Genomic DNA, 18,511 nt, shown 5'->3' with positions numbered 1-18,511 from the left:
TCTTTTTGGATCCTTCATGTCCAGCATGGTCAATCACGTGGTCATCGTCGGCGGCGGTTCCGCCGGCTGGCTGACCGCGGGCGTCATCGCGGCCGACCATCCCTCGCTCACCGTCACGCTGATCGAATCGCCGGACGTGGCGCCGATCGGCGTCGGCGAGGGAACCTGGCCGTCGATGCGCGATACGCTGCACCGCATCGGCGTATCCGAAGCGGCGTTCTTCCGCGAGTGCGATGCCGCGTTCAAGCAGGGCTCGCGCTTCAACGGCTGGCGCCATGGCGGCGGCGCCGAGGATTACTATTTCCACCCGTTCGTGCTGCCGCAGGGCTTCGGCGAAGCGGACCTGGTGGGGTGCTGGCAGCGCGATCTCCCGAACGTGCCGTTCGCCGACCTGGTGAGCTTCCAGCCGCATTTGTGCGTGCAGGGCCGCGCGCCGAAGCAGCCGGCCACGCCCGAATTCGCGGCGGTGGCCAATTATGGCTATCACCTCGATGCCGGCAAGTTCGGCGTCTTCCTGCGCAAGCACTGCCTGGAAAAGCTGGGCGTGCGCTATGTGCCGGACCATGTCACGGCCGTCAACAGCCGCGAGAACGGCGACATCGCCTCGCTGCAGACGAAGGAACACGGCGCGCTCGAAGGCGACCTGTTCATCGACTGCACCGGCATGCAGTCGCTGCTGCTGGGCCGCCACTACGGCGTGCCGCTGCTGCACCGCAAGGATGTGCTGTTCAACGACAGCGCGCTGGCCGTGCAGGTGCCGTACGCGAGTGCGGACAGCCCGATCGCCTCGCAGACCACGTCCACCGCGCAGCGCGCCGGCTGGATCTGGGATATCGGCCTGCCGACGCGGCGCGGCATCGGCCACGTGTATGCGAGTTCGCACACCACCGACGAACAGGCCGAGGCGGACCTGCGCGCCTATGTCGGCGTGGACATGCCCACGCCCCGCAAGCTGACGTTCCAGCCGGGCTACCGGGAGCAGTTCTGGCACCGCAACGTGGTCGCCATCGGCCTGTCCGCCGGCTTCATCGAGCCGCTGGAAGCGTCGGCGCTGGCGCTGGTGGAGATGTCCGCGGCGATGGTCAGCGACGACCTGCCGGCCACGCGCGACGCGATGGACATCGTGGCGCGCCGCTTCAACGACGCGTTCACGTATCGCTGGGAGCGCGTCATCGAATTCCTGAAGCTGCACTATGTGCTCAGCGGCCGGACCGACTCCGACTACTGGCACGACAATCGCCGCTCCGAAACGATTCCGGCGCGCCTGCGCGAGCTGCTGGTGCTGTGGCGCCACCGGCCGCCGTCGCGGCTGGACTTCAACCGTATCGAGGAAGTCTTCCCGTCCGCCAGCTGGCAGTATGTGCTGTACGGGATGGACTTCCGGCCCGACCGCGAACGCATCACGCGGCGCGATTCCACGACTGGCGCCGACGGCTACTTCCGCGAAGCCGCCGAGCTCACGCGCAGGATGCTGCGCGCGCTGCCGTCGAACCGCGAAATGATCGACCACATCCGCCTTCACGGGCTGCAAAAAATCTAGAACAGACGAGACCAGCATGACGAACCACGTATTACTGAACAACGTCCAGCACAAGGACCTGAAGGTCATCACCCGCCACGGCCACGGCTTCGGCGACGAGCTGATGTACGTTGCCACCTTCCCCGCCGAATTCCGCACGCTGCAGGCGCACTACCCGATCGTGTTCCGCAAGGCCGAAGACGGCCGCACGTTCGAGCCGATCGTGCTGTTCGGTTTCCAGGCCGGTGAAAACCTGTTCCTGAAGGCCGATGGCTGGGATGCGCCGGAGATTCCGCTGATGGTCGAGCGCCAGCCGTTCCTGATCGGCCGCAACGGCGACGAGATGCTGGTGCACGTGGACCTCGACAGCCCGCGCGTCTCCCGTACCGAAGGCGAACCGGCGTTCCTGCCGCACGGCGGCATCACCGAATACCTGGAACGCATCAACTCGATCCTGTTTACGATCCACGAAGGCCTGCAGGGCAACGTGGGCTTCGTCGACGCGCTGCTCAAGTACGAGCTGCTGGAATCGTTCGTCTTCGACATCGAGCTGGACGACGGCTCGCAGAACCGCCTGGCCGGCTTCTACACCATCCATGAGGAGCGCCTGCATGCGCTGAGCACGGAAGCCATCGGCGCGCTGCACAAGGCCGGCTACCTGCAGCCGATCCACATGGTGCTGGCATCGCTGTCGCAATTCCGTGCGCTGATCGACCGGAAGAACCGGAAGCATGCTGCCGGTCGCTGAACTGCGCGGCCTGACGCCGCGCGACCTGAACGATCGCATCCTGACGTCCACGCAGCCGCTGCTGCTGCGCGGCCTGGTGGCGCACTGGCCGATGGTGCAGGCGGCGCTGGCTTCGCAGGAAGCGGCGTCCAGCTACCTGAAACGCTTTTATTCGGGCGCGCCGGTGGTGGCGATGCTCGGCCTGCCCGACATCGGCGGCCGCTTCTTCTACAACGACGACCTCACCGGCTTCAACTTCCGGCCCGTGCACGCGCCGCTGGACGGTGTGCTGGCCGAGCTGGAAGCGCACCGCAACGAGGAACGCCCGCCGGCGATCTACGTGGGCTCCACCACGATCGATACCTTCCTGCCGGGCTTTCGCGCCGAGAACGACGTCGACCTGGGCGCCGGCCGCGACGCGCTGGCATCGGTCTGGATCGGCAACCGCACGCGCATCGCCGCGCACTACGACGCGCCGGACAACCTGGCCTGCGTGACCGCGGGCCGGCGCCGCTTCACGCTGTTCCCGCCCGAGCAGCTGCCGAACCTGTACGTGGGGCCGCTGGACTTCACGCCGGCCGGGCAGGCGATCAGCCTGGTCGACCTGCACGCACCCGACTTCGAGCGCTTCCCGCGCTTTGCCGAGGCGCTGGAACATGCGCAGGTGGCCGAGATGGAGCCGGGCGATGCGCTGTTCATTCCCAGCATGTGGTGGCACCACGTCGAGGCGCTCGAAGCCTTCAACGTGCTGGTGAATTACTGGTGGCGCCAGTCGCCGGACTACATCGATACGGGGACCAGCGCGCTGATGCACGCGATCATGACGATCCGCGACCTGCCGCCCGCGCAGCGCAAGGCATGGGAGGGATTGTTCCGGCACTACGTGTTCGAGCAGGATGGCGAGACGGCTGCCCACATCCCGCCGGCTGCGCAGCGCATGCTGGCGCCGATGACCGAGGACATGTCGCGCGCGCTGCGCGCCCAGCTGCTGAAGCGGATCAACCGCTGAGCGCATCACATCACAAAAGCAGGAAGGCAAGAAGGAGACGAACATGGAACAACAACGCCAGAAAAAGCCGGTGCGCCGCGTGGTGATCGCCGGCGGCGGCACGGCCGGCTGGATGGTCGCGGCCGGGCTGTCGAAATCGCTGGGCAAGCTGCTCGACATCAAGCTGATCGAGTCCGAGGAGATTGGCACCGTCGGCGTCGGCGAGGCCACCATTCCCACGCTGATGAATTTCCACCACCTGATGGAAATCAACGAGCAGGAGTTCATGGCCGAGACCATGGCCACCTTCAAGCTGGGCATCAGTTTTGAAAACTGGCGCAACGTAAACGAGGACTACATCCACTCGTTCGGCACCACCGGCACGGACCACTGGACGGCCGGCTTCCAGCACTTCTGGCACAAGGGCCGCGAGCGCGGCATCGCCGGCGACTATGGCGACTACTGCCTGGAGCTGAAGGCGGGGCTGAAGGACAAGTTCGCGCACCTGCCGCACAACGGCATGAACTACGCCTACCACATGGATGCCGGGCGCTATGCGAAGTTCCTGCGCCGCTTCTCGGAGCGCTATGGCGTGCAGCGCGTGGAAGGCAAGATCGTCGAGGTGCGCAAGAACCTGCTCAGCGGCGACATCACCGCGCTGCGCCTGGACTCCGGCGCGGAACTCGAGGGCGACCTGTTCATCGACTGCACCGGCTTCCGCGGCCTGCTGATCGGGCAGACCATGGGCGTGGACTACGAGGACTGGTCGCACTGGCTGTTCAACGACAGCGCCGTGGCGCTGCAGACGAAGTCGGTGCGCGACGCGGTGCCGTATACCCGCTCGATCGCGCGCGACGCCGGCTGGCAGTGGCAGATCCCGCTGCAGCACCGCGTCGGCAATGGCCTGGTGTACTCGACCCGCTACACGGACGACGAAACGGCGCTGCGCACGCTGCAGGCGGCCGTGGACGGCGAACCGTTGATGACGCCGCGCGTGATCCGCTTCACGCCGGGCCAGCGCAAGCAGACGTGGAAAGGCAACTGCGTCGCCATCGGCCTGGCCAGCGGCTTCCTGGAGCCGATCGAATCGACCAGCATCCACCTGATCCAGCGCGGCATCATCCGGCTGATGCAGATGTTCCCGCAGGATGGCATCAGCCAGGCCGACATCGACGAATACAACCAGCAGGCCGACTACGAGATCCAGCACATCCGCGATTTCATCATCCTGCACTACAACGTGACGAACCGCCGCGACACGCCGTACTGGCGCGACGCCGCCACGATGAAGCTGCCGCCGTCGCTGCAGCACCGCATCGACCTGTTCCGCGACACCGGCCGCGTGTTCCGCGTACCGAACGAACTGTTCGCCGAAAACTCGTGGATCCAGGTGATGCTGGGCCAGGGCATCATGCCCGCATCGCACCACCAGACCGCCGACCTGATGGGCGACGAAGAACTCGCCCACTTCCTCGGCAATATCAGCGGCGCCATCGACCGCACCGTCGCCCAGCTGCCGTCGCACCAGAAATACGTCGAACAGTACTGCTCCGGCACGGGGTGGTAAATAAGCAACAAGTTCGTGAACGCGTATTTCCCAAAACCGGGGTCAGACCCCGGTTTTGGGAAATTAGTTGTATTGTGATAAAGAGTGAGTTTTCGACAGGTAGCGATGCGTTATAAAAGGGAATTGCCACTGCGGAGCTCATCTTGCGAATTGCCTCTATCGGTTCTGCCCTCGCCGCTGTCCTGATGCTGCTCCCCTGTGTTGTCCAGGCACAGGACTACCGGATGAAGGCGGACGAGGCGCCGACCGGCTCGCTGCTCAGGCGCGAGAGTGGACGCCTCCACGTACCGCCCGACAAGACCTACGCCGAGCTGCCCGAGGCGGACAAGGCGCGCCTGCGCAGCCTGTACGAGCACATGGCTGCCGATGACGAGCCGCCGTTTCCCGCCCGCGGCTACCGGCCCCTGATGCGCGCGATGTCGACCGTGCAGGAACAGCTGCAGGTCGAGGGAACCGTGGACATGGGCGTGATCGTCGGCCCGGATGGTCGCGCAAGCGAGGTCAAGGTATATGGCTCGTCCGATCCGCAACTGACGACGGTCATCGCCAGTGTGCTGGTGCTGGAGAAGTACAAACCGGCGCTGTGCCGCGGTACACCCTGCACGCAGGAATTCCCGTTCCGAATGAACTTTACGTTGAGGCACTGATCCCGGCAGCGGTACCGGCCGGACTGCAAACCTAGGAGAACGAGCATGGCAACCGCTGACGAAGTTGGACTCACCATCCGCCGCGTATTCGACGCGCCGCGCGAACAGGTCTTCACGACGATGACCGACCCGGACCACCTGCAGCGCTGGTGGGGCCCGAAGGAATGCACGATCACGGTGGTGCAGGCCGACGTGCGGCCGGGCGGCATCTTCCACTATTGCATGCATGCGCGCGACAGCATGGCGCCGATGGACGTGTGGGGCCGCTTCGACTTCCGCGACATCGAGGCGCCGAACCGCTTCGCCTTCGTCAACGGCTTCGCGGACGAGCAGGGCAACCGCATCCGCTACCCTCTGCTGCCCATGTGGCCGCTGGAAGTGCTCAATACCGTCACGCTGGAGGAAGACGACGGCAAGACGGTCTTCACGCTGCACTCGGTGCCGGTGAATGCGAGCGAGGCGGAATATGCCATCTTCTTCGCCAGCCATGCGTCGATGCAGGGCGGATTCGACGGCATGTACGACGTCTACGAGGAGTACCTGGAGACGCTCGGCGCCAGCACGCCGTAGCCGTCACTCCCCGCGGCGCTGCGCGGCATTCCGCTCGTTCTCGCGTTCGATGCGTTCGCGGTGGCCGCCATCCACGCCGGTGGTGCCCGCCATCGGCTGGTGCAGCGCCCCGGAGGTGACGGGCGCCGGTGGCGCGGTCTCGAACTGGTAACGATGCGCCGCGCTGGCCGCCGCGCGTTCGGCCAGGTCGGGCGCCAGCCGCGCGCCGGCGTAGGCGGTCTTCGCCTTCCACCCGACCGCCAGCTCTTCCTGCGGGTTCACCGATATCCACACGATCGCATCGACGACCTTTTGCGGTTCGTCCATCAACGGCATGCGCGGCGTGCCGCCGCTGTAGTTGGCAGCATGATTGAAAAAGGGCGTGTCCGTTGCCCACGGCAGTACTGTGGCCACCGCGATATTGCCGGCGCCGGTCAGCCGCAGTTCCTCGTTCAGCGAGCGGCCCAGCGACAGCGTGGCCGCCTTGGTGGCCGAATAGCTCGCGTGATACGCCTGCGGTATCACGCTTTCGACGGAGCCGATATTGACCAGGGTGCCGGCGCCCTGCCTGCGGAACTGCCGCAGCGCCACGTGGCTGCCGTAGATGAGTCCTTTCAGGTTGACGTCGACGATGCGCGCATGGTCTTCGACAGCGACGGTATCGAACACGCCGATGGCGCCGACGGCCGCGTTGTTGATCCACACATCGACGCGGCCGAAGCGCGCCACGGCCGCGTCGAGCAGGCGCTGCACCTCGTCCGGACGGCTGACGTCCGTCGTCACCGCGAGCGCGCTGCCGCCCCTGGCCGTTGCTTCCGCCGCCACCGCCTGCAGCGCATCGGTGCGGCGCGCAGCCAGCACCACGTTGGCCCGCATGGCCGCCAGTTCCAGCGCGACGCCCTTGCCGAAACCGCTGGAGGCGCCGGTAATGACATAGGTCTTGCCCGCCACGGCGGTGCGTTCATCGGCCGACAGCCTGGTGGCGCAGCCGGCCAGCTGTGCCACGCACAGCAACAGGATCAGGTACCGCATGGTCTCTCCCTTCAGATCGCGTCATGATAGGGAATCGGCCGCGCGGCCATCGCACGATACCTGTCGGCACGAGACGGCAAGGCCCGGCACGGCCCCAGGCGGCTCAGCGGTTCGTCAGCGTCACGCCCGCCGCCACCAGCACGCCGCCGGCCACCATCGACGCCAGCACCTGCTCGCCCAGCAGCAGCGCCGCCAGGCCGATGCCGAACACCGGCACCAGGTTGTTGAACACGGCGGTGCGCGATGCGCCGATCGCCTTCACGCCCTCGTAATACCAGACGAAGCCCAGCACCGTGCCGAAGGCGCCCAGGTAGCACAGGCTGCCCCACACCTGCCAGCCGATGGCGCTCCATTGCAGCGTGAGCAGGTCGCGGCCCGCGCCCACCAGCAGGAACAGCAGGCCCCACAGCGCCGCATAGGTGGTGGCGGCCACCGGCGTCAGGCCCTTCAGCGCGGCGCGGCCCACCAGCGTGTAGGCTGCCCAGCTGCTGATCGCGCACAGCATCAGCAGTTCGCCCTTGCCCAGCGACTGGCCGATGTCGTGCAGTGCGGCGACCGGATCGCCACGCGTGATGACGATCGCCGCGCCGCAGAACGCCAGCGCGATGCCGGCCCACTTCACCGCATGCAGGCGCTCGCGCAGCAGCACCGCGGCGGCCAGCGCGGTCACGATCGGGTTCAGCGCGATGAACAGCGCGGCGCGCCCGGCGGGCATCGACCCCAGCGCGCCGAAGAAGCACAGGTTGTACAGGAAGATGCCGGTCAGGCCCAGTGCCGCGGTGGCCGCCATCTGTTTGCCGGTCAGGCGCGGCAGGCCGCCCTCCTTCATCCAGGCAACCAGCAGCAGCAGGGCCGACGCCACGGCAAAGCGCAGCGCGGCGGCCGTCATCGCCGGCAGCGCGTGCGCGACGATGCGCCCGGCAATGAACGTGCCGCCCCAGAACAGGGTGACCAGTACGAGTTTCACGTACACCAGGTTGTTTTTCACGAGAGGGCTGTGCATTTTTCCGCTTGCATCCAGGGTTGGGGAAGCCATACAGTATTGCTTATGCAAACTCATAAGCAAATGAGCAAAAGCTCATGGAATGATTGTTCGGCCAATGCATTCGAGGATGCATCCGCCGATGCATTTTTCGATGCATTTCCCCATTCATCGCCGGAACGACCATGACCTTCACCCAGCTGGAAATCTTCGTGATGGTGGCCGACATGCGCGGCTTCACCTCGGCGGCGCTGCGGCTCGGCATCAGCCAGTCCGCCGTCTCCCACGCGATCCGCTCGCTCGAACAGGAGCTGGACGTGCAACTGGTCGAGCGCCAGCAGGCGGCCGTCGAAGTGACGGAGCTGGGCCGCCGCCTGCTGCTGCGTGCCCGCGAGATCCTCGGCCTGCAGGAAGCGATGCGGCAGGATGCGGCCGTCGCGCGCGGCCTGAACCAGGGCCTGATCCGCATCGGCTCCTTCGGGCCGACGTCGTCGCTGAAGCTGCTGCCGGCGATCCTGAAGGCGTTCCGCGCCCGCTATCCCGGCATCGAGGTGCAGATCGACGAGGGGCCGGACGCCGCCGTCATCCAGTGGGTGGCGGACCGCCGCGTCGATATCGGCTTCGCCGTGCTGCCGGACGACCGTTTCGACACGATACCGCTGGTCGAAGACCAGCTGGTGGCGCTGCTGCAGCGCGATCATCCACTGGCGGCGAAGCGTTCGGTCATGCTGGAGGAGCTGATCGGCGTGCCCTTCATCATGCCGGAGCAGGGGTGCTCGGCGCTGGTCGAGCCGCTGTTCGCCGGCGCCGGGCTGGCGCCGCACGTGCGCTACCGGATGTCGCAGATGGTCACGGTGCTGGGCCTGGTCGACAATGGCGACGGCATCACCGTGATGCCCGAGCTGGCGCTGCCGCAGGCGATGGCCGAAACGCACCCGCGCATCGTCGCCCGGCCGCTGCGGCCGATGGTGCGTCGGCGCGTGGGACTGATCCTGCGCAACCTGTCGCGCGCCGCGCCCGCCGTGCAGGCGTTCGCCGAGATTGCGCGGACGGCGGCGAAGGCAATGCGCTGACCTTTGTCAGCACAGCGTGAACAGGGCGGCGACGGCAAGCACACTGCCCGGTTCCAGCAGCGCATCCGTGGCCCACGCACAGACGGCGCACAGCACGAATACCGCGACGACGAAGCCGGTGGAAGCGCCGCGCTTCATCACGCTGCCTGCAGCCGCGCCACGGCGCGGTCGTCGATCGGCCAGTGCAGCGCCGCGGCGGCCAGGCCGACCAGCACCGACAGCAGCCACATCACGTCATAGGAACGCGTCGCATCGAAGACGGCGCCGCCCAGCCACATGCCGAGGAAGCCGCCCAGCTGGTGGCCGACGAACACGAAGCCGAACAGTGTCGCCAGGTACTGCACGCCGAACACCTGCGACACCAGGCCGTTGGTCAGCGGCACGGTGCCGAGCCAGGTCAGCCCCATCACGAATGAAAACGCGTAGACGCTGGCCGTGCTGACGGGCAGCAGCGCAAAGGCCAGCATCGCGCCGGAGCGCACCAGGTACAGGCCGGCCAGCAGGTACTTGCGGCGGTACAGGCCGCCGAGCTGGCCGCATGCGTACGTGCCGGCCACATTGGCCAGCGCGATGATGGCCAGCGCGGCCACGCCGGTTTGCGCCGGCAGGCCCCGGTCCAGCAGGAAGGCGGGGAAGTGGCCGGCGATGAAGGCGAGCTGGAAGCCACACGCGAGAAAACCCAGGTTCAGCAGCCAGAAACCGCGGTGCGACAAGGCTTCGCGGATCGCGCTGCCCATCGGCTGCGAATGCCGGTCCGGCACCGGCGCCTGCCGGTCGTCCAGCGGCCACACGAGCGGCAGCGCGAGTGCCAGCAGCAGGGCAAACGCCGTCAGCGCCGCTGCCCATCCGAGAGCGCCGATCAGCTGTTGCGTGGCCGGCACCATGGCGAACTGGCCGACGCCGCCGACCGCGCCGGCCATGCCCAAGGCCCAGCTGCGCCGCTGCGGCGGCACGATGCGGCTGATGGCACCGTACACCACGCCGAACGTGGTGCCGGACAGCGCCACGCCGACCAGCAGTCCGGCCGACAGCGCCAGCTGCATGCTCGTGGCGGCATGCGCCATCAGGTACAGTCCGGCCGCGTACAGCAGGCAGCCGCCGGCGAGCACCCGGCGCGCGCCCCAGCGGTCGGCGATCATGCCGGTGAAGGGTTGCGCCAGGCCCCAGGCGAGGTTCTGCAGCGCGATCGCCAGCGCGAACGCTTCGCGGCCCCATCCGTGCGTGCCGATCATCGGCAGCATGAACAGGCCCTGCACATGCCGCATGCCCAGCGCCAGGCCGACGATGGTGCCGCCGCACAGCACGGCGGCCAATGGTGAATGCAATACCTTGTTCATGTCGCCTCCCTGCGATGCCCCAGCATAGCGCCGGGCATGCCGGGTGGACGAGCGATGAATCGGCATGCGATCCATGCGCGCCGCGCATGCGGCCCGTCAGGCTGCCTGCGCCGTGTCCCTGCCGTCTTCGCCGGTCAGCCGGGCCAGCTCCTGCGACGTGATCGCCACCTGCCGCTGCAGCCATGCGTGCACCAGGGCGACTTCGCGGCGCGGTTGCGGCGTGGCCTGCAGCAGCCAGTACGCGTGTTCGATCCGCGTGCGCCGGCCCATCTGCGCCACCAGCCGGCCATCCCTCAGCAATGGCAGCAGCAGGGCCAGGCGCCCCAGCGCCACGCCATTGCCTTCGATCGCGGCCTGGATGACCTGGTCGTACTGGTTGAAGCGCAGCGTGGCTTGCGGATGGTGCGGCAGGCCATGCCGCTGCAGCCACGGCGCCCAGTGCAGGAAGGGACGGCTGGCGTCGTCCAGCTCCAGCAGCACCTGGCGTGCCAGGGCTTCCGGCGTCGCGAAGGCGGCAGCGGCGATCGCCGGGCTGGCGACAGGCACCACGTCCTCGTCGAACAGGCGCACCGCGTCGGCGGGGACGGCCGATGGCGGCGCATAGCGGATCGCCAGGTCCACGCCGTCCTGGCGCAGGTCCATCAGCCGGTTGCTGGTGGCCATGCGCAGGTCGAGGTCCGGGTGCTCCGCCTGGAACGCGCCCAGCCGGGGCAGGATCCACAGCGCGGCGACGCCGATGCTGGCCGAGACGGTCACCGGCCGGGCCGTGGTGTGTTGCAGTGCATCGGAAAGTTCAGCCAGCCGGTCCAGCCATGGCGAGGCCAGGTCGAACAGCTGCCGGCCGGCGTCCGTCAATGCGATCGCGCGGTTGCCGCGCACGAACAGCGGCGTGCCGAGGCGTTCTTCCAGCGCCTGCACCTGCCGGCTGACGGCCGACTGCGTCAGGCACAGATCCTGTGCCGCGGCGGTGATCGACAGGCGGCGGGCGGCGGCGACGAAGCCGCGCAGCGCATCCAGCGGCGGCAGGTTCAGCAGCGGGTGGGCCATGCGTCCTCCTGGGTGGAACGCCGATCATATCGCATTAGAATAGCCCGACCGAGTGACCTGGCATCCAATGGAGAGATCATGGACGAACGCAGCATGGACGAAAGAAGCAATGAAAATTGCCGCATCGTGAGCACCCGCATGCTGGCGGCGCCCCGCGCACGGGTATTTGCCGCCTTCAGCGATCCGGAACAGCTGGCGCAATGGTGGGGCCCGGAGGGATTCACGAGCACTTTCCAGGGGTTCGATTTCGCGCCGGGCGGCGCGTGGACGTTCGTGATGCACGGGCCGGACGGGACCACCTATCCGAACGAATCGCACTTCGTCGAGATCGTGCCGGAAGAGCGGATCGTGTTCGACCACGTGTCGAGCCACACATTCCGCGCCACATTCGAGTTCAGCGATGCGGGCGACCAGACGCGGCTGCTCTGGACGATGCATTTCGGCGACCCGGCCGAATGCGCCAAGGTGGCGCGCTTCGTGGCCGGTGCCAACGAGCAGAACCTGGACCGCCTGGCCGCGCTGCTGGCCAGGGGCTAGCTTGCCTCGTGCAATGGAAAGCGGCGCCCGGAGACCCTCACGCTTCGGGCGCGCTCGCCATCAATGCCCTTCCGAGGCGTTGAACATCGACTTCGCGTAGACCAGGCCCAGGCCATAGGCGCCGCCGTGCTGCACCGAGGTCTTCACCGTCTGGTCGTAGGTTTCGCCACGGGCCCAGTCACGCTGCAGTTCGAGCAGGTATTGCAGCGACGTGATCGGGCGGGCGCCGGCCTGCACCATCCGCTGCACGGCGCGCTCGTGCGCTTCCTCGGTGATGTCGCCGGACGCGTCGGTGATCACGTACACCTCGAAGCCCTGGTCCAGCGCGGACAGTGCGGGGCCGACGATGCAGACCGATGTCCACAGCCCGGCCAGCACGATGCGGCCCTTGCCGATTTCATTGACGCGGTCGGCGATGCGCTGGTCTTCCCACGTGTTCATCGTGGTGCGGTCGATCGGCTTCTGGTCCGGGAATACCGACTGGATCTCGTCGTAGATCGGGCCGGAGAACGATTCGGCGGCCACCGTGGTCAGGATGGTCGGCACCTTGAACCCGGCCGCCGCCTTCGATACCAGCGCGGCGTTATTGCGCAGCACGGTGGCATCGATCGATTTCGTCGCGAACGACATCTGCGACTGGTGGTCGATCATGATCAGCGTGTGGTCGTTACCGTTCAACAGGGTTGTACCGGCTTGGGCTTTGGCGATTGGCATGATGTTTTCTCCTGAGTATTAAGTGAATTGTCGATATCTTCGAAAGTCTGACGCTGCGCCGTTTAGCCGGCTGTTCCCTGTTTGCTGCGTCGATGGAATGAAGTATGAACAAGTCAGGAAGAAAACAAAAACGGAAAGATTGCGTTCCTATTATCGAAATTTTCGAACATCTGCAGGGCGGCTGGCGGGGTGGCCTACACCGGCTTCGCCACCATCAGCCAGTACACCGCCAGGAAGGCAAAGAACGCCGGAATGCCCAGCGCGACCCACGCCTTGAAATAGCGCCAGAAGCGCGGCGGCAGCGGCGCGTTCTCCGCCACGGCGGCCGCCGCCAGGTCGCGCAGGCGCATCTGCAGCCACACCACGGGGAACCAGCACAGCGCCGCGATGACGAACAGGATGACCGACCAAACGATCCACTTGCTGTGCAGCGGATAGCCGGCGATGTGGATCAGGTAGAAGCCCGTCAGCGGCTGGGCCACCATGGTCGTGGCCGTGAAGATCCAGTCCGCCACGACGACGATACGCGACACCACGGCGATGGCGGCCACGTTGCGGCTCATGATGGTCAGCAACAGGTACCACGCCGAACCGATGCCGGTACCGAACAGGAACGTGGCACTGAGGATGTGCAGCCATTTCACGACAAGGTATTCCATCACCCGCGCTCCTTGTGTTCCGGCCTGTGTTTCGATCCGTGTTCCGGCCTGTGTTCCGGTCTGTCATCGCGCCCGCCTTCCTTCTCAAGTTCGTACAGCAGCCAGATTGCCGCCAGCATCGGCAGGTTCTTGCTGAGCGGCCCGTACGGATGCCACACGAATTCCGGCAACCGCACGGCGATCAGCAGCGTATAGAAGCCGATCAGCGCGATCTGCGCCAGCCACAGCGGGCGGCGCCGGCGCGGCGGCAAGGCCAGCGTGCCGATGCCGAACGCGAGATCGAGCGCGCTGGCGCCATACAGCATCAGCGGCGCCAGCACGGCGGGAATGCCGCTGCGCTCGAGCAGCCGGTAGCTGTCTTCCACCGGCCATGCAAACGCGGAAACCCAGGCTGTCCAGATCCAGACGGCCGCGAGGCTGGTCCGCAGCAGCGGCAGCAGCCAGTCCAGTTGCGCCGCGCGGCGTTCCGCCTGTGGATGAGTGATGAACTTGTCCACAGCGCGTGGCGGGCGGCCCAGCAGTTGCGACGTGATCGCCGGATCGGCTGTATTGCCGCGCGCGAGCATGCGCAGCGTGTCCGGTGTCAGCGGGCTGCCCGGCACGAAGCCGCCCAGCCATGCGGCGCCGCGCGCCACGGCCTCCGGCAGCCGCAGCACGCGCAGCCGGCCCAGGCCCAGCGCGCGCCGCAGCGTTCCCAGGTAGCCGATGAACGGCAGCGGCGCCGGACCGACCAGGGGCACCCGGGCGCTGCGCGGCCCGCCCTTCTCGTCGAGCAGCGCGAGGATCGCCTGGCATACGTCTTCCACGTGCACCGGCTGCACCGGCTGGGGCGCGCTGCCGAACCGCACCGCGAACGGCATCGTTGCCAGCATGCGGAACAGGCGGGCGCTGGCGCCTTCCGGACCGTAGATCAGCGAAGGCTGCACGATGCGCGATCGCAGCGGCAGCGTGGCCAGGAAATCGTCCGCCGCCTTCTTGCTCAGGTGATAAGGCGTGGCGGCAGCGTCGTCCGCGCCCAGTGCCGACACCTGGATCACGAGGCGCACGCGGGCCTCGGCGCAGGCGGCAAACAGCGCGCGCGGCGTTTCCGCATGGAGCCGCGCAAACGTCTGCGCCCCTGACTCGCGAATGATGCCCACGGAGTTGATCACCGCGTCCACGCCCGACAGGCGCGCCATCCAGACCGATTTTTCGCTATCGTGGGCAAAATCGGCGGCGACGAAGTCGCAGCCGGGCTGGGCGCGGCGCCCCGCGCACACCACGCGGTGGCCCCTGGCGCGCAGCAACGGCAGCAGCCGTGAGCCGAGAAAGCCGGTCGAACCGGTGAGCAGGATCAGCATCGCGGGGCCCTCGTCGTCATGGAGGGCCCAGTATAGGAAGAATCACGCAAAAATCACAAAAGATCGGAGAACACGCATGGACAACTGGAAGCAGGTCATCATCAAGGGCATGATGCCCGGCGCACTGGCGAGCCTGGCTTCGACGGGCGCGCTGGCGCTGCGCTCGAAGCAGGAAACCGGCAGCCCGTATGCGGGAGCGAATGCCATCAGCCACGTGCTGTGGGGCGACAGGGCGTTCGTGCACGACGAACCTACCTGGAAATACACGCTGACGGGCTATGCGATCCACCATGCCAGCTCGCATTTCTGGGCCAGCATTTTCGAGCAGGCCGCGGGCAAGGTATTCGACAAGCCCGGCGTGGCATCCAAGCTGGCATCGGCGGCCGCGGCATCGGCGGTGGCCTGCTTCGTCGACTACAAGCTCACGCCGCAGCGCCTGCAGCCGGGCTTCGACGTGCGCCTGTCGAAACGTTCGCTGGCGATGGTGTACGGCGCGTTCGCCATCGGACTGGCGGCCGGCGCGCTGTTCAATCACCGCGACCGCTCGTAGTCAACCCGCCTCGCCCTGGTCGAGCCACGCGCGGCCCGCCTCCAGCACCAGCGCCAGTTCCTGGCGTACGGCCGCGAAATGCGGCGCCAGCTGGGCGGCGGGCAATTCCGCGATCGCCAGCTCGGCATCCATCGTGGCCCTGATCAGCCGCTTCGCGCCCAGCATGCCGATGGCGCCGCGCAGCGCGTGGAAGGTATGCGCGGCGGCCTGTACGTCGCCGGCTGCCAGCGCGCGATCCGCATCGTCCGCCGGCACCATGCCGCCTTCCAGCGCGCCTTCCACCATCTTGCGCATCAGTGCCCGGCCTTTCGGATCGCGGCCCATCACGCGCGCCAGGCTGTCCATGCTGAACACGAGTTCGCCGCCCTGCGCGGCCGGCGGTTCCGGGGGCTGCGCTTCCTGCTGCGCTTCCTGCTGTGCTTCCTGCTGCGCTACCTGCGGCGCTTTTTGCTGTGCCTGCTGCCCTTCCCGCCCCGCTTCGGCCGTCCTGCGCCGGGCCGGCAGGTAGCGCTCGATCACCGTCATCATCTCGTCGACGACGACGGGCTTGGCGATGAAGTCCGTGATGCCGGCAGCCATGCAGCGCTCCCGTTCGGACGACAGCACGCCGGCGGTCATTGCGATCACCGGCAGGCGCAGCGCCAGTTCCGACCGGATCGCGGCGGTCGCCGAGAAGCCGTCCAGCACCGGCATCTGCATGTCCATCAGCACGATGTCGTAACGCTGCGCATCGTTGCGCAGCACGTCGAGGGCCTGCCGGCCGTCGCCCGCCACGTCCAGCGTGGCACCGGCATGTTCGAGGATGCCGCGCGCCACCGCCTGGTTCAGCGGATTGTCCTCGACCACCAGGAAGTGCACGCCATGCAGGCGGTCGGCATAGCCCGGGGCGGCGGCGGGCAGCAGCTCGCTGGCGGCGCCCTTCACGGCCAGCGCCTGGTGCAAGGCGTCGAACAGCGTGGAACCGGTGATCGGCTTGACCAGCACCGCGTCGGCTTCCGCGTTCCTGGAAATCTGTTCGAGGCGTTCGCGCGCAAAGGCGTTGAGCATCACCACGATCGGCTGCCGGTGCCCCTCGGCCTCGCGCCGGATCGCGGCAGCCGGCGCATGCCCGTCCGGGCCGGCCATATGCCAGTCGGCCAGCACCACGTCGTAGGGGCGGCTGGTGCGCATGCGGAACGCGAACATCGCCAGCGCCGCACTGCCCGAATCGACGAGGTCCGCTTCCCAGCCCCACGCGCGGATCAGCCGGCCGATCAGGTTGCGGCTGGTGGCGTTGTCGTCCGCCACCAGCACGGCAAGATGGCCGGCGGCCGGCTTGCGCGGCGCCTCCAGCCGCGGCAGCACGCCGAACGGCAGCGCGAACCAGAAGCGGCTGCCTTTGCCAGGTTCGCTTTCCACGCGGATCTCGCCGCCCATCAGTTCGATCAGGCTGCGCGTGATCGCCAGGCCCAGGCCGGTGCCGCCGAAGCGGCGCGTGATGCTTTCGTCGGCCTGCGTGAAGGCCCGGAACAGGTGCGACAGCTGCTCCGGATTCATGCCCATGCCGGTGTCGCGCACCTCGAAGCCCAGTACCGCCTCCGTGTCGCCCGCGCGGTATTCCACCAGGCTCACTTCGACCACGACCTCGCCCTGCGCCGTAAACTTGATCGCGTTGCCGGCCAGGTTGACCAGCACCTGCTGCAGGCGCAGCGCATCGCCGCGCAGCAGCCGGGGCACCTCGGGGTCGACGACGATGGCCAGCTCCAGTTCCTTGTCGCCGGCATTCATCGTCATTGTCGTGCCCAGAGTGCTCATCGATTCGTCGAGGTCGAACTCGACAGGCGACAGTTCCATCCGCTGTGCCTCGATCTTGGAGAAATCCAGCACGTCGTTCAGGATGCCCAGCAGCGAATCGCCGGCGGTGCGGATCATGTGCAGGTACTTGCGCTGCTGCGGCCCCAGGTCGGTGTTCTGCAGCAGCTGGGCCATGCCCAGCACGGCATTCATCGGCGTGCGGATTTCATGGCTCATATTGGCGACGAAATCGCTTTTTGCGCGGTTGGCCGCCTCGGCCCGGTCGCGCGCCCGCTCCAGCTCGGCGGCGCGGGTTTCCAGCTCGTCCATCAGGCCGCGGGCGTGCGCGTCGGCCGCTTCGCGTTCGCGCATCAGGTCGTTGAACGCGGCGGTCAGCTCGCCGATCTCGTCGCGCGACGTGACCGGCAGCGGTGCGAAGTGCCGGGGTCCGCCGCGCAGCGCGCCGATCGCATCGCGCAGCCGCATCAGCGGCGCCATCAGCCGCAGCATGATCGACGTGATGACGGCCGCGGTGACGAGCGAGGCCAGCGTGCCCCACAGGGCCAGGCGCATCAGCAGGTCCTCGAACGGCTCGAAGGCTTCCTCGGCAGGCAGGTTGGCAACCAGGATCCATGGTACGGTCCTCAGGCGCTTGTAGCTGAGCAGCGCGCGCACGCCGCGGCCATCGGTGCTGATCGTGGTGCCTTCGAAGCCTTTCCGGATCGCCAGCACGGTGGCGGCGTAGCCCTCCGGATTACGTGGTTGCAGCAGCCGGGCCGGATCCGGATGCACCACGTACACCGACGGCTCGTAGCCGGTGACGATGAAATAATGGCCGGTGCGGCCCACCTTGGCGGTGCGCAGGTGTCCCAGCAGGTTGCTCTTGTACAGCCGCAGCACGCCGATCACCACGCAGGCCACGTCGCCTTCCTCGGTGAGCACCGGGGCGACCATCTGCACGACCGGTTGCCCGCTCCCCTTGCCGATCACCGGTTCGGCGATCAGTGGCGATTTCTCCGTCATGACGCGCTGGAAGTAGGCGCGGTCCGTCACGCTGATGCCGGGGCGGCCCGGCAACGCGGGTACGTCGGCCACGATGTTGCCGGCCGGGCTGACGACGAGGACGTCGTCGAACAGGCGCAGGACGGCGCTGTAGTCGTAGTGCGCGCGCAGTGCCGGCGGGTCGGTGCAGATGCCACTGGGCTGCCAGCGCGCCGATTCGGCGACGATGTCGCGCAGCAGCGCCATCTTTTCATCCACCTCGATCGCGGTACGGGCGACCAGCGCATCCTGCTGGGCAAACAGCACGCGCGAAAAATCCTTCTGCATGCGCTGGGCCTGCAGCACGGTCACGAGCGCGATCATCACGATGGACGTGACCGTCGTCGCCAGTGCGACTTTCGCCTTGATACCGAGCGGTCGCATTGTCTCCCCCGCCGCGTTGTTATCGGGTCACTATGCGCCGCATCG

The 18,511-nt window shown here is 67.3% G+C and carries 18 protein-coding genes; 9 read left to right on the top strand and 9 right to left on the bottom strand.

The genetic code is table 11. The features are described from left to right. Positions 1 to 16: 16 nt before the first annotated feature. From FHS02_RS15585 to FHS02_RS15560, 6 genes are all read left to right on the top strand, one after another. Positions 17 to 1,540, top strand: a complete 1,524-nt coding sequence (locus FHS02_RS15585) for a tryptophan halogenase family protein (RefSeq protein WP_229422288.1) — start codon at positions 17 to 19, stop codon at positions 1,538 to 1,540. Positions 1,541 to 1,556: 16 nt separating this feature from the next. Next, positions 1,557 to 2,267, top strand: coding sequence for a SapC family protein (locus FHS02_RS15580; protein ID WP_137315380.1), 711 nt, complete (start codon positions 1,557 to 1,559; stop codon positions 2,265 to 2,267). Continuing rightward, complete coding sequence (locus tag FHS02_RS15575; protein WP_137315379.1) at positions 2,251 to 3,255, top strand: cupin-like domain-containing protein; 1,005 nt, start codon at positions 2,251 to 2,253, stop codon at positions 3,253 to 3,255. Before FHS02_RS15580 ends, FHS02_RS15575 begins: the two co-directional genes overlap by 17 nt. A gap of 43 nt (positions 3,256 to 3,298) precedes the next feature. Then, positions 3,299 to 4,801 carry a tryptophan halogenase family protein gene (locus tag FHS02_RS15570; RefSeq protein WP_137315378.1) on the top strand — a complete coding sequence of 501 codons (1,503 nt, stop codon included), beginning with the start codon at positions 3,299 to 3,301 and terminating at the stop codon, positions 4,799 to 4,801. A gap of 185 nt (positions 4,802 to 4,986) precedes the next feature. Next, positions 4,987 to 5,448, top strand: coding sequence for an energy transducer TonB (locus FHS02_RS15565; protein ID WP_137315377.1), 462 nt, complete (start codon positions 4,987 to 4,989; stop codon positions 5,446 to 5,448). 45 nt (positions 5,449 to 5,493) lie between these two features. Continuing rightward, a complete protein-coding gene (locus FHS02_RS15560) occupies positions 5,494 to 6,018 on the top strand; it encodes an SRPBCC family protein (RefSeq protein WP_137315376.1) in 525 nt (174 codons plus the stop codon). 3 nt (positions 6,019 to 6,021) lie between these two features. Here FHS02_RS15560 and FHS02_RS15555 read toward each other — a convergent pair whose 3' ends face one another. After that, complete coding sequence (locus FHS02_RS15555; RefSeq protein ID WP_137315375.1) at positions 6,022 to 7,029, bottom strand: SDR family NAD(P)-dependent oxidoreductase; 1,008 nt, start codon at positions 7,027 to 7,029, stop codon at positions 6,022 to 6,024. A gap of 103 nt (positions 7,030 to 7,132) precedes the next feature. After that, positions 7,133 to 8,032 carry a DMT family transporter gene (locus tag FHS02_RS15550; RefSeq protein WP_217496844.1) on the bottom strand — a complete coding sequence of 300 codons (900 nt, stop codon included), beginning with the start codon at positions 8,030 to 8,032 and terminating at the stop codon, positions 7,133 to 7,135. A gap of 164 nt (positions 8,033 to 8,196) precedes the next feature. On the opposite strand from FHS02_RS15550, the gene FHS02_RS15545 reads away from it, so the two are divergent. Then, positions 8,197 to 9,084 carry a LysR family transcriptional regulator gene (locus tag FHS02_RS15545; protein WP_137315373.1) on the top strand — a complete coding sequence of 296 codons (888 nt, stop codon included), beginning with the start codon at positions 8,197 to 8,199 and terminating at the stop codon, positions 9,082 to 9,084. Between the two features lie 6 nt (positions 9,085 to 9,090). On the opposite strand, the gene FHS02_RS31860 is transcribed toward FHS02_RS15545, so the two are convergent. From FHS02_RS31860 to FHS02_RS15535, 3 genes are all read right to left on the bottom strand, one after another. Next, on the bottom strand, positions 9,091 to 9,222 hold the full coding sequence (locus FHS02_RS31860; RefSeq protein WP_259772475.1) for a hypothetical protein: 132 nt from the start codon (positions 9,220 to 9,222) through the stop codon (positions 9,091 to 9,093). Further along, positions 9,222 to 10,421 carry an MFS transporter gene (locus tag FHS02_RS15540; protein ID WP_137315372.1) on the bottom strand — a complete coding sequence of 400 codons (1,200 nt, stop codon included), beginning with the start codon at positions 10,419 to 10,421 and terminating at the stop codon, positions 9,222 to 9,224. The genes FHS02_RS31860 and FHS02_RS15540 overlap by 1 nt, the downstream gene beginning before the upstream one ends. 96 nt (positions 10,422 to 10,517) lie before the next feature. After that, a complete protein-coding gene (locus tag FHS02_RS15535) occupies positions 10,518 to 11,468 on the bottom strand; it encodes a LysR substrate-binding domain-containing protein (protein WP_137315371.1) in 951 nt (316 codons plus the stop codon). Between the two features lie 78 nt (positions 11,469 to 11,546). Here FHS02_RS15535 and FHS02_RS15530 point away from each other — a divergent pair, with 78 nt between their 5' ends. Next, positions 11,547 to 12,005: an SRPBCC family protein gene (locus FHS02_RS15530; RefSeq protein WP_217496843.1), complete on the top strand. Its 459-nt coding sequence runs from the start codon at positions 11,547 to 11,549 to the stop codon at positions 12,003 to 12,005. A gap of 60 nt (positions 12,006 to 12,065) precedes the next feature. On the opposite strand, the gene FHS02_RS15525 is transcribed toward FHS02_RS15530, so the two are convergent. The 3 genes from FHS02_RS15525 to FHS02_RS15515 all read right to left on the bottom strand — a co-directional run bounded on the left by FHS02_RS15525 (position 12,066) and on the right by FHS02_RS15515 (position 14,718). Continuing rightward, entirely contained in the window at positions 12,066 to 12,719 is a 654-nt protein-coding gene (locus tag FHS02_RS15525; RefSeq protein WP_137315370.1) for a hydrolase, read from the bottom strand. Between the two features lie 194 nt (positions 12,720 to 12,913). Further along, entirely contained in the window at positions 12,914 to 13,378 is a 465-nt protein-coding gene (locus FHS02_RS15520) for a DUF2269 family protein (protein ID WP_137315369.1), read from the bottom strand. Beyond that, entirely contained in the window at positions 13,378 to 14,718 is a 1,341-nt protein-coding gene (locus FHS02_RS15515) for an SDR family oxidoreductase (protein WP_137315368.1), read from the bottom strand. The genes FHS02_RS15520 and FHS02_RS15515 overlap by 1 nt, the downstream gene beginning before the upstream one ends. Before the next feature lie 76 nt (positions 14,719 to 14,794). Here FHS02_RS15515 and FHS02_RS15510 point away from each other — a divergent pair, with 76 nt between their 5' ends. Next, positions 14,795 to 15,268, top strand: a complete 474-nt coding sequence (locus FHS02_RS15510; RefSeq protein ID WP_137315367.1) for a hypothetical protein — start codon at positions 14,795 to 14,797, stop codon at positions 15,266 to 15,268. On the opposite strand, the gene FHS02_RS15505 is transcribed toward FHS02_RS15510, so the two are convergent. Continuing rightward, entirely contained in the window at positions 15,269 to 18,466 is a 3,198-nt protein-coding gene (locus tag FHS02_RS15505; RefSeq protein ID WP_137315366.1) for a response regulator, read from the bottom strand. Positions 18,467 to 18,511 lie beyond the last annotated feature (45 nt).

Source organism: Pseudoduganella umbonata (assembly GCF_014192225.1).
Classification (GTDB): domain Bacteria; phylum Pseudomonadota; class Gammaproteobacteria; order Burkholderiales; family Burkholderiaceae_D; genus Rugamonas; species Rugamonas umbonata.
The sequence above is the reverse complement of the archived record's forward strand: the minus strand, read 5'-3'. Positions and strand labels throughout refer to the sequence as shown.

What these genes read in the sequence shown, in the direction of transcription:
- FHS02_RS15585 (WP_229422288.1), top strand. Translation starts at nt 17, where the DNA reads ATGTCCAGCATGGTCAATCACGTGGTCATCGTCGGCGGCGGTTCCGCC.
- FHS02_RS15580 (WP_137315380.1), top strand. Translation starts at nt 1,557, where the DNA reads ATGACGAACCACGTATTACTGAACAACGTCCAGCACAAGGACCTGAAG.
- FHS02_RS15575 (WP_137315379.1), top strand. Translation starts at nt 2,251, where the DNA reads ATGCTGCCGGTCGCTGAACTGCGCGGCCTGACGCCGCGCGACCTGAAC.
- FHS02_RS15570 (WP_137315378.1), top strand. Translation starts at nt 3,299, where the DNA reads ATGGAACAACAACGCCAGAAAAAGCCGGTGCGCCGCGTGGTGATCGCC.
- FHS02_RS15565 (WP_137315377.1), top strand. Translation starts at nt 4,987, where the DNA reads ATGCTGCTCCCCTGTGTTGTCCAGGCACAGGACTACCGGATGAAGGCG.
- FHS02_RS15560 (WP_137315376.1), top strand. Translation starts at nt 5,494, where the DNA reads ATGGCAACCGCTGACGAAGTTGGACTCACCATCCGCCGCGTATTCGAC.
- FHS02_RS15555 (WP_137315375.1), bottom strand. Translation starts at nt 7,029, where the DNA reads ATGCGGTACCTGATCCTGTTGCTGTGCGTGGCACAGCTGGCCGGCTGC.
- FHS02_RS15550 (WP_217496844.1), bottom strand. Translation starts at nt 8,032, where the DNA reads ATGCACAGCCCTCTCGTGAAAAACAACCTGGTGTACGTGAAACTCGTA.
- FHS02_RS15545 (WP_137315373.1), top strand. Translation starts at nt 8,197, where the DNA reads ATGACCTTCACCCAGCTGGAAATCTTCGTGATGGTGGCCGACATGCGC.
- FHS02_RS31860 (WP_259772475.1), bottom strand. Translation starts at nt 9,222, where the DNA reads ATGAAGCGCGGCGCTTCCACCGGCTTCGTCGTCGCGGTATTCGTGCTG.
- FHS02_RS15540 (WP_137315372.1), bottom strand. Translation starts at nt 10,421, where the DNA reads ATGAACAAGGTATTGCATTCACCATTGGCCGCCGTGCTGTGCGGCGGC.
- FHS02_RS15535 (WP_137315371.1), bottom strand. Translation starts at nt 11,468, where the DNA reads ATGGCCCACCCGCTGCTGAACCTGCCGCCGCTGGATGCGCTGCGCGGC.
- FHS02_RS15530 (WP_217496843.1), top strand. Translation starts at nt 11,547, where the DNA reads ATGGACGAACGCAGCATGGACGAAAGAAGCAATGAAAATTGCCGCATC.
- FHS02_RS15525 (WP_137315370.1), bottom strand. Translation starts at nt 12,719, where the DNA reads ATGCCAATCGCCAAAGCCCAAGCCGGTACAACCCTGTTGAACGGTAAC.
- FHS02_RS15520 (WP_137315369.1), bottom strand. Translation starts at nt 13,378, where the DNA reads ATGGAATACCTTGTCGTGAAATGGCTGCACATCCTCAGTGCCACGTTC.
- FHS02_RS15515 (WP_137315368.1), bottom strand. Translation starts at nt 14,718, where the DNA reads ATGCTGATCCTGCTCACCGGTTCGACCGGCTTTCTCGGCTCACGGCTG.
- FHS02_RS15510 (WP_137315367.1), top strand. Translation starts at nt 14,795, where the DNA reads ATGGACAACTGGAAGCAGGTCATCATCAAGGGCATGATGCCCGGCGCA.
- FHS02_RS15505 (WP_137315366.1), bottom strand. Translation starts at nt 18,466, where the DNA reads ATGCGACCGCTCGGTATCAAGGCGAAAGTCGCACTGGCGACGACGGTC.